Consider the following 16,514-nt stretch of genomic DNA (forward strand, 5'->3'; position numbering starts at 1 on the left):
GGGCGGGCTCGTCGGAACCGGTCGACGTGGCGGGAATAGCGGACGGGTGTGTTTCGGGAACTCTCCGAACGGGGGCGGGAGTGATCGGCGCGGGGGTGGTCGGTACGGGCAGCGGTTTGACGATGCGCTGCGGCAGCAGCAGGACCACCGCGGTGCCCCCACGCGAGGAGGAACGGTAGGAGACCGACAGCCCATAGCGTTGGGCGAGCCTTCCGACGACCGCCAGTCCCAGGCGGGTTCCGGAGATCGTGGTGATGTCCGAACCGCTCTCGACCGTCCGGCGGGCACGGCGCAGGGCCTCGTCGCCCATGACCAGGCCGCCGTCCTCGACCATGATGGCCATTCCCGCCTGGACCTCCTCCACGTGGACGTGGACCTCGGCGGTGGGCGGAGAGAACTTGGCGGCGTTGTCGAGCAGCTCGGCCAGGGCGTGGATGACCCCTTCGGCGGCGAAACCGGCCACGGCCAGATTGGAAACGCTGTGGGTGCGCACCCGGCGGTAGGCGCCGATCCGGCTCATGGCACCGCGCAGAATGCTCTCCATCGGGATGGAGCGGCTCCAGCGGCGACCGGAGCGGGCTCCGGTCAGGACGGCGATGCCGTCGGCCATACGACCGGTCTGCGCCGTGGTGTGGTCCAGGTGCATGAGATCACCGAGGATCTCGTTCCCGTCCTCGGAGCCACCGTGACGTTCCTGCATCCCGCGCAGGTCGGCGAGCACGGTGGTGGTCAGTGCCTGGACCCGGCCGGCGGCGGTGGCGCAGGCGGCCATGGCGGCGGAGCGGCGGCGTTCGGCGACGGCGATCTCGGTGGCGGCCAGACGCAGCACCGCGGAGGTGCCGGGGTCGTCCGGGAGGGTGACACGGTGCAGGGCGGTCTCGGCGGAGTCGCCTTGGCGCAGGTGTTCGACCAGGCGCGGCAGCGTGTCCGAGGCCAGGGCGGCGGTCTCGGCCCGTACCTGTTCGACCTGGGAGCGCAGTGTCTCGACGCGGCGATCGCGCGTGGCCAGCAGGAGGGCGAGGGCGCCCCCGAGCACGAGGGTGAGCGCGCCGGCCGTCAGGACGGACGGGAGGGCCTCGGGGTGGGCGGCCCACAGGGCCCACCCCCAGACCGGAAGTGCGGGGGCCAGGAGCAGGAGCCATCGCGGTGCGGTGGAACGCGACGGTGGTGCACCGCCGTCGTGGGGGATCTCAGCAGTCATGTGGCTCCGTCGTCACTCTTTGTACATGTCGCGGGACACGACCGAAGCCACCCGCGATCCACGTGCGAAGATGCGCGAAAAAGGCCGGAAAAACAATAATAATCCGGCCTTTCAGACACACAGCGAGCAAACCTACCACCCAGCCGGACCGACGCCTATGCCATGGGAATGAAGAAGGAATTACCCGAAACCGGACTCACGGACCCCTTGCACACAAGGGACACCGGCACCACAGCAGCCCCAGCGATGTCGGAATAAGGCGCGTTTCGACCATTATGTGAAACTCGTTCACGCCCATCTTGAACTGCGCCTACAGGACGAAAGCGCCGCTCGTCGAAAACGGGCCCCTGGACGATTCGGCACCGGGTCGCACCCCGGCACACGCGTCACCGCGCGGAGCCACCGACATCACCCCTATAGTGGTGCAGATCACAATCACTGGAAGGGTCGGCGAGGCCGGTCCCCCGGCCCCCACGAGCTTCCCGCACCCACCGAAGAGGTTCGACCCGTGACAGTCGGGGAATCTTGACGTGGACGAACGCGTTACACCCCGCGAGACCGCACGAGCGCCTGGAGGCACCCACACGATGGCCGAGCGAGCACTTCGCGGCACCCGGCTCGGGGCGACGAGCTACGAGAACGACCGCAACACCGACCTGGCTCCCCGGCAGGAAGTCACCTACGACTGCACGCGGGGCCACCGCTTCTCGGTCACCTTCGCGACCGAGGCGGAGATCCCCGCCGAATGGGAATGCCGCTTCTGCGGCGACCGGGCCCTACGCCGAGACGGCAACGGTGAGGAGCCCAAGAACACCAAGCCGGTGCGCACGCACTGGGACATGCTGCTCGAACGACGCAGCATGGAGGACCTCGAAGAGGTCCTCGCCGAGCGCCTGGCACTGCTCCGCGCCCGCCGCCGCGAAGAGGCGGCCAAGGTGGAGGAGCTCGCCAAACAGCGACAGAGCGCCTGACACGACGCCACGGGGGCGGTGGACCATCGGTCCACCGCCCCCGTCGTGTTCGTACCGGGCCTTCCCCGGTAGTCGGGAACCCGATCTATCCCAGGTCGCCGAAGGGGTCGGAGGTCCTGCCCACCAGCTCCTTGACCGACCCGATCACCCGGGTGGGACGGTACGGGAACTGGTCGGCGGTCTCCCGACCGGAGATCCCCGACAGCACCAGCACGGTCTGAAGACCGGCTTCGAGCCCGCTGAGCACGTCGGTGTCCATCCGGTCGCCGACCATGAGGGTGTTCTCCGAGTGCGCGCCGATACGGCGCAGCGCCGAACGCATCATCAGCGGGTTGGGCTTGCCCACGAAGTAGGGGCGCCGTCCGGTGGCCTTCTCGATGAGCGCCGCGACCGCACCGGTGGCGGGCAGCGGGCCCTCGGCGCTGGGTCCGGTCTCATCGGGGTTGGTGGCGATGAACCGGGCACCGTTGCGCACCAGACGGATCGCCCGCGTGATGGCCTCGAAGCTGTAGGTGCGGGTCTCCCCCAGCACCACGTAGTCGGGATCGCGGTCGGTCATCACGTACCCGATGTTGTGCAGGGCGGTGGTCAGACCGGACTCGCCGACGACGTAGGCCGAACCGCCGGGGCGCTGCGTCTGCAGGAACTGGGCGGTGGCGAGCGCCGAGGTCCAGATCGACTCCTCCGGGATGTCCAACCCCGAGTTGAGCAGTCGAGCACGCAGGTCGCGCGGGGTGTAGATGGAGTTGTTCGTCAACACCATGAACGGGGTCTGCTGCTCCCGCAGCTCCGCTATGACCGCGTCGGCCCCGGGGATCAGGTGGTCCTCGCGTACGAGCACGCCGTCCATGTCGAAAAGGTAGTTCCACTCATTGCTCACGAGCCCCATTGTGCCGGTGTCCGGCGGTGGAACACCATTCCTACTCCCCGGTAACACCCCGCGAACGACTTGATGCTGCTCACACGGGCGGCCAGGGGACGGAGGGCCAGTCGGGGGCCGGGTAGGGGTGGATGCCGTGATGGACGAGCAGATCCACCCGGGCGCGAACCGCGTAGGCCTCCGGACCGGTCAGGTGCCGGGCCAGTTCCACCGACAGCGGGTCGTCGGCGTCGCGCAGGCGGGAACCCAACCGGCTCAGGGCCTGTAGGGCCTCTTCGGTGAGGGTCTGCCCCTGCCACTGCCACAGCACGGTGCGCAGCTTGTACTCCTCGGCGAAGGACACCCCGTGGTCGCAGCCGTACAAGTGTCCACCCGGGGTGGGCAGCAGGTGACCGATCTTGCGGTCGGAGTTGTTGATGACCGCGTCCAGCACGGCCATCCGGCGCAGGCCCCGGTGATCGGTCCGTCTGGACAGCTCGACCAGGTCGACCGTGGTGTCTCCGTGCACCCACAACTGGACCATGCCCTCGCCGTAGGGACCGACGCGGTGCACGGTCGGCGGCACCACGGACCAGCCCAGCGCTTCGGAGACCGCGTAGGCGGACACCTCGCGCCCGGCCAGGGTGCCGTCGGGGAAGTCCCACAGGGGCCGCTCCCCCGTCACCGGTTTGTACACGCAGGCCGCCGAACGGTCACCGTCGGAGACGGTGCAGTACAGGGTGGTGTTGGAGGCCACGGTCAGGCGACCCCGCACGGTCAGGTCGCCCTTACGGAGCAGATCGACGCCCTCGGCGGGGTCGATCCCGTCGAAGTCGGCCGGGGCAGGCCGGCCCTCGGTGGTGTCGTCGGCGTTCATGGATCAGACGAGACGGTCCGGGCGATAGCCGTTCTGGCGCGCGCAGATGTGACCGGCCGGGTCCAGCGGACGACCGCACAGGGGGCAGTCGGGGCGCCCGGCCGAGACCACCTTCAGGGCGCGGCCCGCGAACGAGCGCGCCTCACCGGGGGTGAGGTAGACGCGCAGGACGTCACGGTGGGCGGGGGCCTCCTCCGCGAAGACCTCCAGCTCCTCTTCCTCGTCGTCGTCCTCGACCAGTTCCTCGACGCCGGACTCATCGACCTCTTGGGCCTCGATGATCACGCGGGCCGCCTCGGCGTCCCAGGCCAGGGCCAGGGTGCCCACGCGAAAGTCCTGTTCGATGGGTTGTTCCAGAGGGCCCTCGTCCTCGGGGGTCGAGTCGTCACCGGGCGGGGCACCGAAACGGCGGTGCACCTCTTCCAGCAGTTCTTCGATACGGCCGGCCAGGGCCTCCACCTGGGCCTTCTCCAGCGCGACGCTGGTTATACGACCCTCGCCCACCGCTTGGAGGAAGAAGGTGCGTTCCCCAGGCTGGCCCACGGTTCCCGCGATGAACCGTTCCGGTGGGTTGAACTGAAAGACGGGCATGGGTCCAACCTTACGGGATATCGGTGACTCGGGACGATTCACCCGGGAGGCGGCGGTGGACGTCACTCGGTGTCGGGTACTCCCGCGCCGCCGCCCACGGCGGCGTCGCCCTTGGCCTCGGCCGCGGTGGGCAACACTCCGGCCAGGGGGCGTCCGGTGTCGTTGAGCCCATTGAGGAAGGGGCGGGTGCGCGTGTAGGTGATGGAGGTGACCGAACAGGGGTCCACGCGCAGGCGCTGGAACAGGTCCAGGTGGATGCCGAGGGCGTCGGCGACGATCGCCTTGATGACGTCGCCGTGGCCGCACACCACGTACACGGGCGGGTCCTGGGTCGCGGCCTGCGAGAGCCGGGTGTTCCAGTCCCGGACGGCCTCCACGGCGCGGGCGGAGGCGGCGGCGAGGGACTCCCCGCCGGGGAAGCGCGCGGCGCTGGGGTGGTCCTGCACGACCCGCCACAGGGGTTCGGCGGCCAGGTCGGTGAGGGAGCGCCCGGTCCAGCTTCCGTAGTCGCACTCGATGAAGCGTTCGTCGGTGGTGATGGGAACGCCGAGCCGTTCGGCCAGGGCCTGGGCGGTCTCCTGGCAGCGTTCGAGCGGACTGGAGACCAGGGCGGCGGGGGTCAACCCCTCCATCCGTTCCGCCAGGTGGGCGGCCTGGCTCCGGCCGGTGTCGTTGAGGTGCACCCCCGGGGCCCGTCCGGCCAACCGGGGGCCGGTCGCGTCGGTCATCCCGTGCCGTACGAGCAGGAGGGTGACCGCCTCGGGGGCGGGCGGGGTGTCCTTGGTCTGCGCCGGTGTCGCCATGAGCACAGACTAGGTCCTGGTGTGGACGGTGTCGGGACCGGCCGCGCGAGGCGGTCGATCCCGACGACCGTCAGCCGACCCCGGCTCCGCCCGCCGGGGCGAGCGCACCGTAGTAGACCAGGACCAGGATGAGCAGGCCCAGTGCGATGCGGTAGTACACGAACGGCATGAAGCTGTGCGTGCTGATGAACTTCATCAGCCAGGCGATGACGATGTAGCCGACCACGAACGCCACGATGGTGCCGATGACGGTGGCGCCCCAGCCCGCGTACTCGTCGCCGCCGATGTCGAGCATCTTGTACAGCCCGGAGGCGAACACGGCGGGCAGGGCGAGCAGGAACGCGAACTCGGCGGCGGCCGGTCGGGTGAAGCCCAGCAGGCGACCACCGGTGATGGTGGCCCCCGAGCGGGAGACGCCCGGGATGAGCGCGAGCGTCTGGAAGAGACCGAAGGTCAGGCCGCGCTTGAGGTTCAGGTCCTCGATCTCGTTCTGACGGCGGGCGAAGTGGTCGACGACACCGAGGATGATGCCGAAGATGATGAGGTTGAGGGCGATCAGGCGCAGGTCGCGGAAGACCCCCTCGATCTGGTCCTCCAGGAGCAGGCCCAGCACACCGATCGGGATGGTGCCGATGATGATGTACCAGCCCATACGGGCGTTGATGTCGCCGCGCAGTTCGCGGTCGAACAGGGACCGGCTCCAGACGGAGATGATCGCCCAGATGCGTTTGCGGAAGTAGAGGATCACCGCGAGTTCGGTGCCGATCTGGCTCACCGCGGTGAACGCCGCACCCGGATCGGGCCAGTTGAAGAACGCCGCGAAGACACGCAGGTGGGCACTGGAGGAGATGGGCAGGAACTCGGTGAGTCCTTGGATGAGGCCGAGAACGACCGCCTCGAAAATGGACACGCGGCTCGGACTTTCGTGTTCAGGGAAGCCCTGAAAAGGGCGTGGGCACCGGAATTTTCTGTGGGACGCGATCGACTGGGGCCGCGTCACACGTCGCGTGTCGCACCTCGGCCCCGGACCGGACTGCGCTGACAGTACGCAGCCAAGGTGTACCCCCGACCTCCGCTCGGTCAACTACCGATGTCCGGCGGCCTACGGGAATCTGTCCGGAACATCACGTCTTGGTGGCCCGGTCCCCGAAGCGCCGATGAGCGGGGCCGGAAACGGCCGACCCCCCTCTCCGCAGGGAGGACAGGGTAATCTCCGCCGCATGGAACAGCGACAGGTGGGCAGATCAGGACTCTGGGTGTCTCGTACCGCTCTGGGCACGATGACCTGGGGAAAGGACACCTCCGAGGAGGAGGCCGGGCAGCAGCTCACCGCGTTCGCGGACGCGGGCGGCACGCTCGTGGACACGGCGGACATCTACACGGGGGGACAGAGCGAACGCATCCTGGGCCGGCTGCTGCGCGGGGCCGTGCGGCGCGAGGACGTCGTGGTGGCCACCAAGAGCGGCCACACCCCCGAGGGGTACCGGCCCGTGGACGCCTCCCGACGACACTTACTGGCGTCACTGGACGCCTCCCTGCGGCGGTTGCAGACCGACTACGTGGACCTGTGGCAGCTGCACGTGTTCGATCCGCACACCCCGCCGGAGGAGACGCTGTCCGCGATGGAGGCGGCGGTGACCTCCGGCAAGGCCCGCTACGTGGGCACCGGGAACCTGGAGGCCTGGCAGTTCGCGACCCTGGCGACCTGGCAGCGCGCCCGGTCGGGTCGGGTCCCGTTGGTGAGCGCGGGCACGGAGTACTCGCTGCTCAACCGGTCCGCCGACCACGCCCTGAGGCCGGCGACCGCGGCGAGCGACGCCCATCTGATCGCCTGGTCCCCGCTGGGCCGTGGCGTGCTCAGCGCCAAGTACCGCAACGGGGTCCCGTCGGATTCCCGGGCGGCCTTCCCGCACATGGCGCCCTACGTGGAGCCCTATCTGGACGACCGCAGCCGCCGGGTGGTGGAGTCGGTGTGCACCGCGGCGGAGGGCCTGGGCGTGTCGCCGCTCGCGGTTGCGTTGAGCTGGGCGCGCGACCAGGACGGGATCGCGTCCGCCGTGGTGGGGCCGCGCACCCTCCCCCAACTGGAGGAGATCCTGTCGGTGGAGAGCGTGGAGCTGCCGCCCAAGATCAGGGACGCTCTGGACGACGCCACCGCCGGCCCCGGACGCTGATCAGCCGGCCGAGGGCGGGATCGGGAAGTTGTGGCGGAAGATCTGCTCCGGGTCGTACTCGGCCTTGATCTCGCGCAACCGCCCCAGGGTGGGTTCGGGGAAGGCCTGGGCCAGGACCTCGGGTCCGGTTCGGGTGTCGAAGCTCAGGTACATCCCCTGGAGTTCGCCTTCCAGCGCCGACCAGCGAGAGTCCAAGCGGTCGGCGCGCCGACCGAGCGCGGCCACCGAGAAGTGCGCCGAACGGTGGGCGTAGGCGGTCGCGTCGCGTGCGACGTCGTTGACCGCCCCACCGACCTGGCGGAACTGGGTGAAGAAGGAGTCCCCGGAGGCGACCATCCCCGCGATGATCTCGGCGATGGTATCGGTGATGGTGCCCACCAGACCGGAACGGGAGACGGGAACTCCGGCGCCCTGGTGCGGATCCTGGTGCGCGACGAGCAGCGCCGGGTAGGGCGCGAGCTGCGCGCGCTGGTCCAGGACCGGTCCGGCCTTCAGGAAGGGTTCCAGCGCGGTGACGGCCGCGTCGGTGTCGTCGCCCGCGTACACCACCATCGCCTGCGCGACCGGCCCCTGGCCCGCCTGTCCCCCGCCCAGGGTGAGGAACGCGGTGACCTCGCGCGGGGCGGCGTCGGCGATCTCTCCCCAGGTGCGGAGGAACGCGGCGGTGGCCGAGGCCTCATAGGTGAACTGCCCCAGCACCACGGTGTCCACGTGTGCGGCCCGGGCCTCCACCGCGGTGACCACGCCCATGTTCGCGCCCGCGCCGCGCACCGCCCAGAACAGGTCGGGGTGGTGGTCGGCGTCCACGCGCAGGAGCCTTCCGTCGGCGGTGACCATCTCGGCGGCGACGACGTTGTCGATGGTGAGCCCGTGCGCGCGGGACATGTAGCCGACGCCGCCGGTGGTGGCGATCCCGCCCACGCCCACTCCCCCGTGGTCGCCGGAGCTGATGGCGAGTCCGTGCGCGCCGAGCCGGTCGGCGACGTCGCCCCAGCGGGCGCCGGCGCCCAGTCGCACCAGTCCGGAACCGGCGTCCAGGACCTCGATCCCGTTCATCCGGCCCAGGTCGATGATCACCCCACCGTTGCTGGTGGAGGCGCCGCTGATCCCGTGTCCGCCGGAGCGCACGTTGAGGGTCACGTCCTGTTCGCGGGCGTAGGCGAGGGCCTCGGCGACCTGTGCGGGTTCGTCGGGGCGCAGGACCAGGCCGGGCCGACCGTGCTGCATGTAGCCGTGTCGCAGGCCCCGGTAGGCCTTGTCGCCGGGCTCGACCGCGCCCTCGCGCAGGGAGTCGGGAACGCCGTCGTAGTCGATGCCGGGGCGGCGGGCGGTGAGCGTGGCGGCAGCTCGGGCCGGCCCGGTGGGGGTACCGGCGGTGGCGCGTTCGCGGTCCACCGCCTCGCGCAGGGCCGGGGCCACCTCCCCGCCGAAGATGTCGATGCTGCGCGGGTCGTCGGTGCCCAGGATGAAGGTGGCCACCCCGTGTTCGACCGCCAGGGGCAGGAGCTGGTCGACCCACTGTTCGGGCGGGCCCTGGAGAAAGCCCCGGTCCGCGGGTGAGAACGCGGCGCCGGAGAGGTTGAGCAGGCGTCGGATCTGTCGGGGGTGGCGTCCGGCCGCCTCGGCCGCGTCGTCGATCATCCGGTTGGACTCGGGCAGGTCGGCGGGGTCGAGGTAGCCCAGGCTCGGCAGCCAGCCGTCGGCCTTGGCGCCGACCAGACGGAGCATGCGGGGTTTGTAGGCGCCCAGCCAGATCCCGATGTCGTGGTGGGGGCGAGGGCCGCGCTTCATGCCGTGGGCGGAGTAGTGCTCGCCCCGCGTGCGCACTCCGCCGCGGGTGTCGGTGTCCCACACCTCGCGGATGAGGTCGAGGGCCTCGGAGAGGGCGTCCACGGCCTGTCCGGGGGTACGACGTCCGCCGCCCATGCCGTGGATCCCGTCCCAGAAGGCGCCGGCGCCCAGACCGAGCTCGAAGCGCCCCTTCGAGAGCAGGTCCAGGCTGGCGGCGGCACGGGCCAGGACGGCGGGAGGCCGCAGGGGCAGGTTGACGACGTTGCCCGCCACGCGCAGACGTTCCGTTCGGGCGGCGACCCAGCTCAGCAGGGTCCAGGTGTCGAGGAAGGCGGGGTTGTAGGGGTGGTCCTGGAAGGTCGCCAGATCCAGGCCCGCGGCCTCGGTCACCTCGGCGAGTCCGACGGCGCGTTCGGGGTCCTGGGCGGTCGGCGTGATGAAGGTGCCGAACTCCAGGCGGTGTCCGTAGTCGGTCATCGATACTCCTCGAACGCGACGGGGGCCGAAATCGTTTGTGGACAAAACGATAATGTTCACAACATATCTGACGGACAAACTGTTCCTGGTATCGTGATCCCATGAGCGCCACCTCGGAGGACCTCCCCGGACCCGACCTCGGGTGGTCGCTGGCCGTCCTGCTCCGCCGTTGGCACGAACACGTCGAACAAGCCTTGGCCGACCTGCCGCACGGCAGCCGCGGCTTCCACGTGCTCACCACGGTCGCCGCGGGCGAGCCCCCCACCCAGGCCGCTCTCGCCGAACGACTCCTCATCGACCGCAGCGTCATGACCTATCTGCTCGACGACCTGGAGGCCGCCGAGCTGGTCCGGCGCCGGGTCGACTCCAAGGACCGCCGAGTGCGCCGGGTGTGCCCCACCGATCACGGGCTCTCCGTGCTGCGTCAGGCCGAGGAACTGGTCACGCACGTGGAGGATCGGCTGCTGAGCGGGCTCCCCCCGCGACAGCGCGACCACTTCCGGGCCGCCGCCGCGACCGCCGCGGACGCGATCCGGCTCAGCGCACCCGAGACCGACCCCTGTAAGGCGGTCCTCCAGGTGGTCTCGCCGGCACCGGAGAACGTCCGAACAGCTCCCGATCACGCCTGAACACCACCTCCTCGCCGTCAAGGGGGTTGGCCGGGCCCGGCCGACCCCGCACCGGAACGTCGCCGCGAGTCGATAGGCTCACCCGGAAACCACCCACCACCTGACGAGGGGAACCGGTGTCCGAGGCCGTCGAGAAGGTCAGTGCCGTCCTTGACCGGATGGGTGCCCCGCGCACCCTCGCACCGGGCCTGGTGTCCGAGCTGGGCCCACGGTCCGCCGCCGCGTTGGACGCCGATCCCTGGCTGTTGTTGCGTCTTCCCGGCGTGACCCGGGAACAGGCCGACTTCTGCGCCCGCAAGCATCTGGGCGAAGGCACCCGGCCCGACGACCCGCGTCGGCTGGCCGCCCTGGTGCGGCACACCCTGCATACCGCCGCGGGCCGCGGACACACCGCGGTGGAGGAGAAGCGTCTGGCCACCATGGTCCGCGAACTGGGTGTGGCCGACCCCATGGCGGCCATGGAGGCCGCCGTCACCGCCGAGCAGGCGGCGCTGTTCGAGAGCACCGACGAGTCCGACGACGACTTCGACTTCGCCGAGGGCGGCGTCCCCGACCTGCCCGACCCCGAACGCTTCTACGCCCTGCACGACCTCGGGCACTCCGAACAACGCCTGGGCGCCGAACTGGCCCGGCTGATCGGCGCGAACGATCCGGTGATGGACTCCCTGACCGCCGCCGAGACAGTGGAGGCGGCGGCCGAGCGCGGCGGGTTCGACCTGTCGGAGCAGACCCGTGAGGCCCTGGTCACGATGGCGCTGCGCCCGGTCACCGTGGTGCGGCACGGGCCCGGCGACCATGCCGAGGTGGCCCGTTCCCTGCACGCCCTGGCCGCGATCGCCACCGAGAGCGAGGTGGGCATCGCCGTGGCCGCCCCCACCGCGCAGACCGCGGCGGCCGTCAACGCCGACCTGGCGCGGGTCGTCGAAGCGACGGCGACCGAGGGGACCAATGCGGACACGGACGCCGGACAGGCCGACGCGAACGCCGACACGGACACCGGGGAGACCGACCCCGACGCGAACGCCAAAGGACCGCTCCGTGTGGTCTCCCTGGCCGCGTTGCTCGATCGGGCGCCGGTCGAGGCTGGCATCGTGGTCCTGTGCGCATCCATGTCGGTGGGCACCTCCCGGATGGCCGAACTGGTGTCGGCGTGCGCCGAGGGAGCACACCTGGTGCTGCTCGCCGACCCCGACGAGGCCCCCTCCGCCACCCCCGGTCGTGTGGTGGTCGACGTGGCCGCCTCCCGTACCGCGCACGTGGCGGCCCTGGCCGACGAGTCCGCGCCCGGCCCGCTCGGGGTCCTGGCCACCTCCGTGGCCGCGGGCGAGTGGACCGAGGTGACGGCGCCCGACCGCGAGGTGGTGCGGGTTCCGGCCGCTTCCGCCGAGGAGGCCGCGCACCGCGTGACACAGCTGCTCACCGACTCCATCCCGCGCGCCCTGGGCATCGCCGTCGAGGACGTGCAGGTGGTGACCGCTCGCGCCGACGGACCAGCCGGGGCGCGCGCGCTCAACGCCGCCTGCAAGGAACGGTTGAACCCGGGCGCGGGCGCGCACGGTGGTTTCGACCCGGGCGACCGGGTCCTGCTCACCGCGGCGGGGCCGGGGTACGGCCCGGGCGACAGCGGGTACTTGCGCGAGTTCGCCGACGGCGCCGTGGTGGAGTTGGCCGACGGCACCCGGGTGAAGGTCCATGACCCGTCGGCGCTGCGCCACGGCTGGGCGGTCACCGTGGCCGCCGCGCACGGCGGCCGGTGGCCGGCGGTGGTGACGGTGTTCCCGCCCCAGGTCCCGGTGTCGCGCCCCCAGGTGTACACGGCGTTGACCCGCGCGGTGCGGCACGTGTCGGTGGTGGACGCCACCGACGGCGCCTTGGAGAGCGGTGTACGCGAGAACCTGGCCCCCGAACGCACCACGAGGCTGGTCCAGGTCCTGCGCGAGGGCTGACCCGACAGGTCAGCGGGTGTACTGGCGGCACTCGCCGCTGAAGACGGCGTCGACCTCGGCTCGAACGGCGGCTCGGGCACGCGTGGCGGCCTCGGAGCTGCCACGGTGCACCTGGATGGCCGGCCCCTCGGCCACGGCGGCCAGGCGCGCGGCGGCCACGTCGGGGTCCGATTCCGGGTCGACCTCACCGCATTCGAAGCCGTTGCGGACCGCGCGTGCGATCTGGGCGTGCGTGTCCTCGGCGGTCAAGGCGTCGACCTCCGCCAGGCGGGGGGTTGTCCAAGGCCCGCGCGGCCTTCGCCCGACTACAGCTCGTCGAGAACCCGCCGATCCTGGACGCGGCTGTCCTCGGCGAGGCGCGCACGGGTGCCGTCGAACGCTCCCCCGGACGCGAGTACGGGCTGGGTTGGTGGGACGCGCCCGTGCCGGGCGTGGACGAACCCGTGGTCTGGCACGGCGGCTCCACCCCGGGGTTCGCGGCGATGATGCTCGTGCTGCCCGAACGCGAGCGCGCGGTGGTGGTGCTCCAGAACGGCTACGACCAACTGCGCGACGGAGAGATCCAGGCGGTCGGATTCGGTCTGGCCCACCTGCTGACCGGCGGCGACACCCCCGTCGAACCGAGAACGAACCCCTGGGGGCCGGCCCTGGTGTGGGGTGTCACCGCCGCGATTCCACTGTCCGTGGCGGGTGCGGTCGCCGCCGCGGCCCACCTGCGTCGGGGCCGTGCCCGACGGCGGTGGATGGCGTGGGCGTGGAGCCTGTTCGCCGCGTCGTCCGTGGCGGCGACGGTGGCGTTGTCGGTGACCAACGGTGCGCGCGGGGTGGCCGTGGTCAGACGCGGTCGAGGAAACCGCCGTCCACGACCAGATTCTGTCCGGTGACGTAGGTGGCGGCCGGGCTCGCCAGGAAGGCCACCGAGCGGGCGACCTCCTCGGGGCGACCCAGACGTCCGGTGGGGACGCGTTCGCGGATGCTCTCGTAGAACTCCGGGTCGTTCTCGCGGCGTCGCTCCCAGCCGCCGCCGGGGAACTCGGTGGGCCCCGGGGACACCGTGTTGACGCGCAGGCCCTTGGGCGCCCATTCGCGGGCCAATGAGGACGCGTGGTGGTTGAGCGCCGCCTTGACCGCTCCGTAGGAGCGGGCTCCGGCGGGGCGGGTGACGTGCAGCGCGGAGGTGGAGGAGACCAGTACCACCGACCCGCCCCTTGCGGAGCGCAGCAGGTGGGGCTTGGCGGCCTCGGTCAGGCGCACGAACGGCATGAGGTCGGCGTCGAAGCCGCGTTGCCATTGGTCGGGGGTGGGCGCGCTGCCGCCGGAGACGTTGGAGATCAGTACGTCCAATCCACCGAGCGCGGCGACGGCGTCCTCGATGAAGACGGGCAGCGCGTCGTGGTCGGTGACGTCCAGGGCCCGGCTGAAGACCTCGGCCCCGGTCTCGCCCAGTTCACGGGCGGCCCGTTCCAGTGGTTCGGGGGTTCGGGCGCACAGGGCCAGGTCGGCGCCCTCCGCGGCGAACACCTGGGCGATGGCGCGGCCGATCCCCCTGCTGGCCCCGGTCACCACGACCTTGGCCCCCGACAGTCCCAGATCCATGTCCCACCTTCTCCGTTCGACTCGGCCGCCCCGATGCTACAAGGCGGGCGGCGCGTCATCGCGCCGCCCGCCCCCGCGTTGCTCCGTGTCAGGCTCCGGTGGAGTGGAAACCACCGTCGACGTGCACGGTCTCGCCGGTGGTGGCGGGGAACCAGTCGGACAGCAGCGCCACGACCGCCTTGGCCGCGGGCTCGGGGTCCTTGACGTCCCAGCCCAGTGGGGCACGCTCGGGCCAGTGCTCGGCCAGTTCGTCGAACCCGGGGATGCTGCGCGCGGCCATGGTGCTCAGTGGACCGGCGGAGACCAGGTTGACCCGCACGTTCTTGTCACCCACGTACCGGGCGAGGTAGCGGGCGGTGGAGGTCAGCGCGGACTTGGCCACGCCCATCCAGTCGTAGACGGGGTAGGAGACGCTGTTGTCGAAGTCGAGGGCGACCACCGATCCGCCCCGGTCCATGAGGGGCAGCAGGGAGGTGGTGAGCGACTTCAGGGAGAAGGTGGAGGTGTGCATCGCCTGGGCGACGTCGTTCCACTCGGTGTTGAGGAAGTTGCCGCCCAGGGCGCCCTGTGGGGTGAAGCCGATGGAGTGGACGATGCCGTCGAGTCCGTCGACGTGTTCACCGACCCGATCGGCCAGGGTCGCGAGGTGTTCGTCGTCGGTGACGTCCAGTTCCAGGACCGGGGGTGTCTCGGGCAGGCGCTTGGCGATGCGCTGCACCAGGCCGAGGCGACCGTAGCCGGTGAGGACGACGGTGGCACCCTGTTCCTGGGCCAGGCGGGCGATGTGGAAGGCGATGGAGGAGTCGGTGAGCACCCCGGTGACGAGGATGCGTTTGCCGTCGAGGATTCCCATGGCGGTCCGTTCTTTATGGTGCCGGTCGGTCGGTCAGTGGCCCATGCCGAGGCCGCCGTCGACCGGGATGACGGCGCCGGTGATGTAGTCACCGCCGGGGCCGGCGAGGAAGGAGACCGTCTTGGCGATGTCGTCGGTGCCACCGAAGCGGCCCAGGGGAACGTTCTTCTTGATCTCGGCCTGGCGGTCCTCGGGCAGGGCGCCGGTCATGTCGGTCTCGATGAAACCGGGGGCGATGACGTTGACGGTGATGTTGCGCGAACCGAGTTCGCGGGCCAGGGAACGCCCGAAGCCGACGAGACCGGCCTTGGAGGCGGAGTAGTTGGCCTGGCCGGCCGAGCCGAGCAGACCCACCACGGAGGAGATGAGGACCACACGACCGAAGCGCTTGCGCATCATGCCGCGCACGGCGCGCTTGGCCACGCGGAAGGCACCGGTGAGGTTGGTGTCCAGGACGGAGGAGAAGTCGTCCTCGCTCATCAGGGCCAGAAGCTGGTCCTTGTTGGCGCCGGCGTTGGCGACGAGGACCTCCACCGGACCGTGGGTCTCCTCGACCTCCTTGAACGCGGAGTCGACCTGGGCGGAGTCGGTGATGTCGCAACGAACCCCCAGCAGCCCCTCCGGGGGTTCGCCGGAGCGGTAGGTCACCGCGACCTTGTCGCCGTTCGCGGCCAGTTCACGGGCGATCGCCAGGCCGATTCCGCGGTTGCCGCCGGTGACCAGTACCGAACGCGACATAAGGGCTCCTCATTCTCTGGTGGCCGTGAACAGCCACGATGTGTGTTGCTCGGGTGGGGATCGCCTTGCAGCGTACCGAGCTACCAGCCGGTAGCCGCAACCGAGGTCAAAGGTGTGATCGACGACGAACACCCACAAAGCGCTCGGCATGTGATAAAGGGTGACTCGTCCAACGGTGGGCCCCGATCAGGCCCAGCCGGCGTCGTGGGCGAGGATGGCCGCCTGGACCCGGTTGGACATCTCCAGCTTGGCCAGGATCCGGCTCACGTGCGCCTTGACGGTGGTCTCCCGCATGCCCAGGGTCCGCCCCGCCTCGGCGTTGGACTTGCCCTCGGCCACCGCGACCAACACCTGGTGTTCGCGTTCGCTCAGCACCGACAGCCGGCGCAGGGCATCCTCCCGTCCGGCCGCGGAGTCGGCGGGTGCGGGTGAGGCGAACCGTTCGAGCATGCGTTTGGTGACGCTGGGCGAGAGCATGGCGTGCCCCTCGTCAACGGTGCGCACCGCGCCGATGAGGTCCCGTGGCGGGGTGTCCTTGAGCAGGAACCCCACCGCCCCGGCCCGCAGCGCGCTGTGCACGTACTCGTCCAGGTCGAAGGTGGTCAACAGCACCACGCGGGGCGGCTCGGGCAGGGCCGTGATCCGTTCCGCGGCGGCCAGTCCGTCCATGCCGGCCATCCGGATGTCCAACAGGACCACGTCGGGGCGCAGTTCCTCGGTCAGGCGCACGGCCTCCTCCCCGTCACCTCCCTCCCCGACCACCTCGATGTCCGGGGCGGACTCCAGGATCATCCGCAGTCCGGAGCGGACCAGGATCTCGTCATCGACCAGGAGCGTACGGATCACCCTCGGTGCCCTCTTCCTCTGTTCTCGTTGCGTCGTGCGACGCGGAGTCGGTGGTCTCCTCCGCTCGTGGAGCGGTCGGTTCCTCCTCCACCGGCAACATAGCGCGCAGGCGCCATCCGCCGTCGGGGCAGGGACCCGCGCTGACCTCACCACCGGCCAGAG

17 protein-coding genes and 1 pseudogene are annotated in these 16,514 nt (G+C 70.8%); 5 read left to right on the forward strand and 13 right to left on the reverse strand.

Annotated features, from left to right (window positions below):
- A partial coding sequence (locus BQ8420_RS13400; protein WP_143847238.1) for an ATP-binding protein occupies positions 1 to 1,201 on the reverse strand: 1,201 nt, incomplete at its 3' end.
- A 587-nt stretch (positions 1,202 to 1,788) separates the two neighbouring features.
- Here BQ8420_RS13400 and BQ8420_RS13405 point away from each other — a divergent pair.
- Complete coding sequence (locus tag BQ8420_RS13405; protein ID WP_087098940.1) at positions 1,789 to 2,172, forward strand: RNA polymerase-binding protein RbpA; 384 nt, start codon at positions 1,789 to 1,791, stop codon at positions 2,170 to 2,172.
- 85 nt (positions 2,173 to 2,257) lie between these two features.
- Here BQ8420_RS13405 and BQ8420_RS13410 read toward each other — a convergent pair whose 3' ends face one another.
- From BQ8420_RS13410 to BQ8420_RS13430, 5 genes are all read right to left on the reverse strand, one after another.
- Positions 2,258 to 3,061 carry an HAD-IIA family hydrolase gene (locus BQ8420_RS13410; protein WP_087098942.1) on the reverse strand — a complete coding sequence of 268 codons (804 nt, stop codon included), beginning with the start codon at positions 3,059 to 3,061 and terminating at the stop codon, positions 2,258 to 2,260.
- A gap of 70 nt (positions 3,062 to 3,131) precedes the next feature.
- The gene (locus BQ8420_RS13415) at positions 3,132 to 3,908 is read right to left on the reverse strand and encodes an SCO1664 family protein (RefSeq protein WP_087098944.1); all 777 of its coding nucleotides are present in this window, start codon (positions 3,906 to 3,908) and stop codon (positions 3,132 to 3,134) included.
- 3 nt (positions 3,909 to 3,911) lie between these two features.
- Positions 3,912 to 4,499, reverse strand: a complete 588-nt coding sequence (locus BQ8420_RS13420) for a DUF3090 domain-containing protein (RefSeq protein WP_087098946.1) — start codon at positions 4,497 to 4,499, stop codon at positions 3,912 to 3,914.
- Positions 4,500 to 4,561: 62 nt separating this feature from the next.
- Positions 4,562 to 5,302 carry an MSMEG_4193 family putative phosphomutase gene (locus tag BQ8420_RS13425; RefSeq protein WP_087098969.1) on the reverse strand — a complete coding sequence of 247 codons (741 nt, stop codon included), beginning with the start codon at positions 5,300 to 5,302 and terminating at the stop codon, positions 4,562 to 4,564.
- Positions 5,303 to 5,372: 70 nt separating this feature from the next.
- Positions 5,373 to 6,212: an undecaprenyl-diphosphate phosphatase gene (locus tag BQ8420_RS13430; RefSeq protein WP_087098948.1), complete on the reverse strand. Its 840-nt coding sequence runs from the start codon at positions 6,210 to 6,212 to the stop codon at positions 5,373 to 5,375.
- 310 nt (positions 6,213 to 6,522) lie between these two features.
- On the opposite strand from BQ8420_RS13430, the gene BQ8420_RS13435 reads away from it, so the two are divergent.
- Positions 6,523 to 7,476: an aldo/keto reductase gene (locus tag BQ8420_RS13435; RefSeq protein ID WP_200815924.1), complete on the forward strand. Its 954-nt coding sequence runs from the start codon at positions 6,523 to 6,525 to the stop codon at positions 7,474 to 7,476.
- Here BQ8420_RS13435 and BQ8420_RS13440 read toward each other — a convergent pair whose 3' ends face one another.
- Positions 7,477 to 9,744, reverse strand: a complete 2,268-nt coding sequence (locus BQ8420_RS13440; RefSeq protein WP_087098952.1) for an LLM class flavin-dependent oxidoreductase — start codon at positions 9,742 to 9,744, stop codon at positions 7,477 to 7,479.
- 101 nt (positions 9,745 to 9,845) lie between these two features.
- Here BQ8420_RS13440 and BQ8420_RS13445 point away from each other — a divergent pair, with 101 nt between their 5' ends.
- Together BQ8420_RS13445 and BQ8420_RS13450 are read left to right on the forward strand one after the other, a co-directional pair.
- Positions 9,846 to 10,373, forward strand: coding sequence for a MarR family winged helix-turn-helix transcriptional regulator (locus tag BQ8420_RS13445; protein ID WP_087098954.1), 528 nt, complete (start codon positions 9,846 to 9,848; stop codon positions 10,371 to 10,373).
- Positions 10,374 to 10,489: 116 nt separating this feature from the next.
- Entirely contained in the window at positions 10,490 to 12,319 is a 1,830-nt protein-coding gene (locus BQ8420_RS13450) for a helix-hairpin-helix domain-containing protein (protein ID WP_087098956.1), read from the forward strand.
- Between the two features lie 9 nt (positions 12,320 to 12,328).
- Here the strand turns inward: BQ8420_RS13450 and BQ8420_RS32690 are convergent, their stop codons facing one another.
- Complete coding sequence (locus tag BQ8420_RS32690; RefSeq protein WP_235006165.1) at positions 12,329 to 12,568, reverse strand: TetR family transcriptional regulator C-terminal domain-containing protein; 240 nt, start codon at positions 12,566 to 12,568, stop codon at positions 12,329 to 12,331.
- On the opposite strand from BQ8420_RS32690, the gene BQ8420_RS32695 reads away from it, so the two are divergent.
- Positions 12,511 to 13,203, forward strand: coding sequence for a serine hydrolase (locus BQ8420_RS32695; protein ID WP_369825505.1), 693 nt, complete (start codon positions 12,511 to 12,513; stop codon positions 13,201 to 13,203). The two genes, BQ8420_RS32690 and BQ8420_RS32695, sit on opposite strands and share 58 nt — an antisense overlap.
- On the opposite strand, the gene BQ8420_RS13460 is transcribed toward BQ8420_RS32695, so the two are convergent.
- From BQ8420_RS13460 to BQ8420_RS32700, 5 genes and pseudogenes are all read right to left on the reverse strand, one after another.
- Positions 13,154 to 13,915 carry an SDR family NAD(P)-dependent oxidoreductase gene (locus BQ8420_RS13460; RefSeq protein WP_087098960.1) on the reverse strand — a complete coding sequence of 254 codons (762 nt, stop codon included), beginning with the start codon at positions 13,913 to 13,915 and terminating at the stop codon, positions 13,154 to 13,156. The genes BQ8420_RS32695 and BQ8420_RS13460 overlap by 50 nt on opposite strands.
- Before the next feature lie 88 nt (positions 13,916 to 14,003).
- Complete coding sequence (fabI, locus tag BQ8420_RS13465; protein WP_087098962.1) at positions 14,004 to 14,768, reverse strand: enoyl-ACP reductase FabI; 765 nt, start codon at positions 14,766 to 14,768, stop codon at positions 14,004 to 14,006.
- A gap of 33 nt (positions 14,769 to 14,801) precedes the next feature.
- Positions 14,802 to 15,506 carry a 3-oxoacyl-ACP reductase FabG gene (gene fabG / locus BQ8420_RS13470; protein WP_087098964.1) on the reverse strand — a complete coding sequence of 235 codons (705 nt, stop codon included), beginning with the start codon at positions 15,504 to 15,506 and terminating at the stop codon, positions 14,802 to 14,804.
- A 186-nt stretch (positions 15,507 to 15,692) separates the two neighbouring features.
- Positions 15,693 to 16,352, reverse strand: coding sequence for a response regulator transcription factor (locus BQ8420_RS13475; RefSeq protein ID WP_087098967.1), 660 nt, complete (start codon positions 16,350 to 16,352; stop codon positions 15,693 to 15,695).
- Positions 16,327 to 16,514, reverse strand: a pseudogene (locus tag BQ8420_RS32700) (sensor histidine kinase); the annotation flags it as partial. The pseudogene BQ8420_RS32700 and the gene BQ8420_RS13475, both read right to left, overlap by 26 nt.

This window comes from Nocardiopsis sp. JB363 (assembly GCF_900143625.1).
GTDB lineage: Bacteria > Actinomycetota > Actinomycetes > Streptosporangiales > Streptosporangiaceae > Nocardiopsis.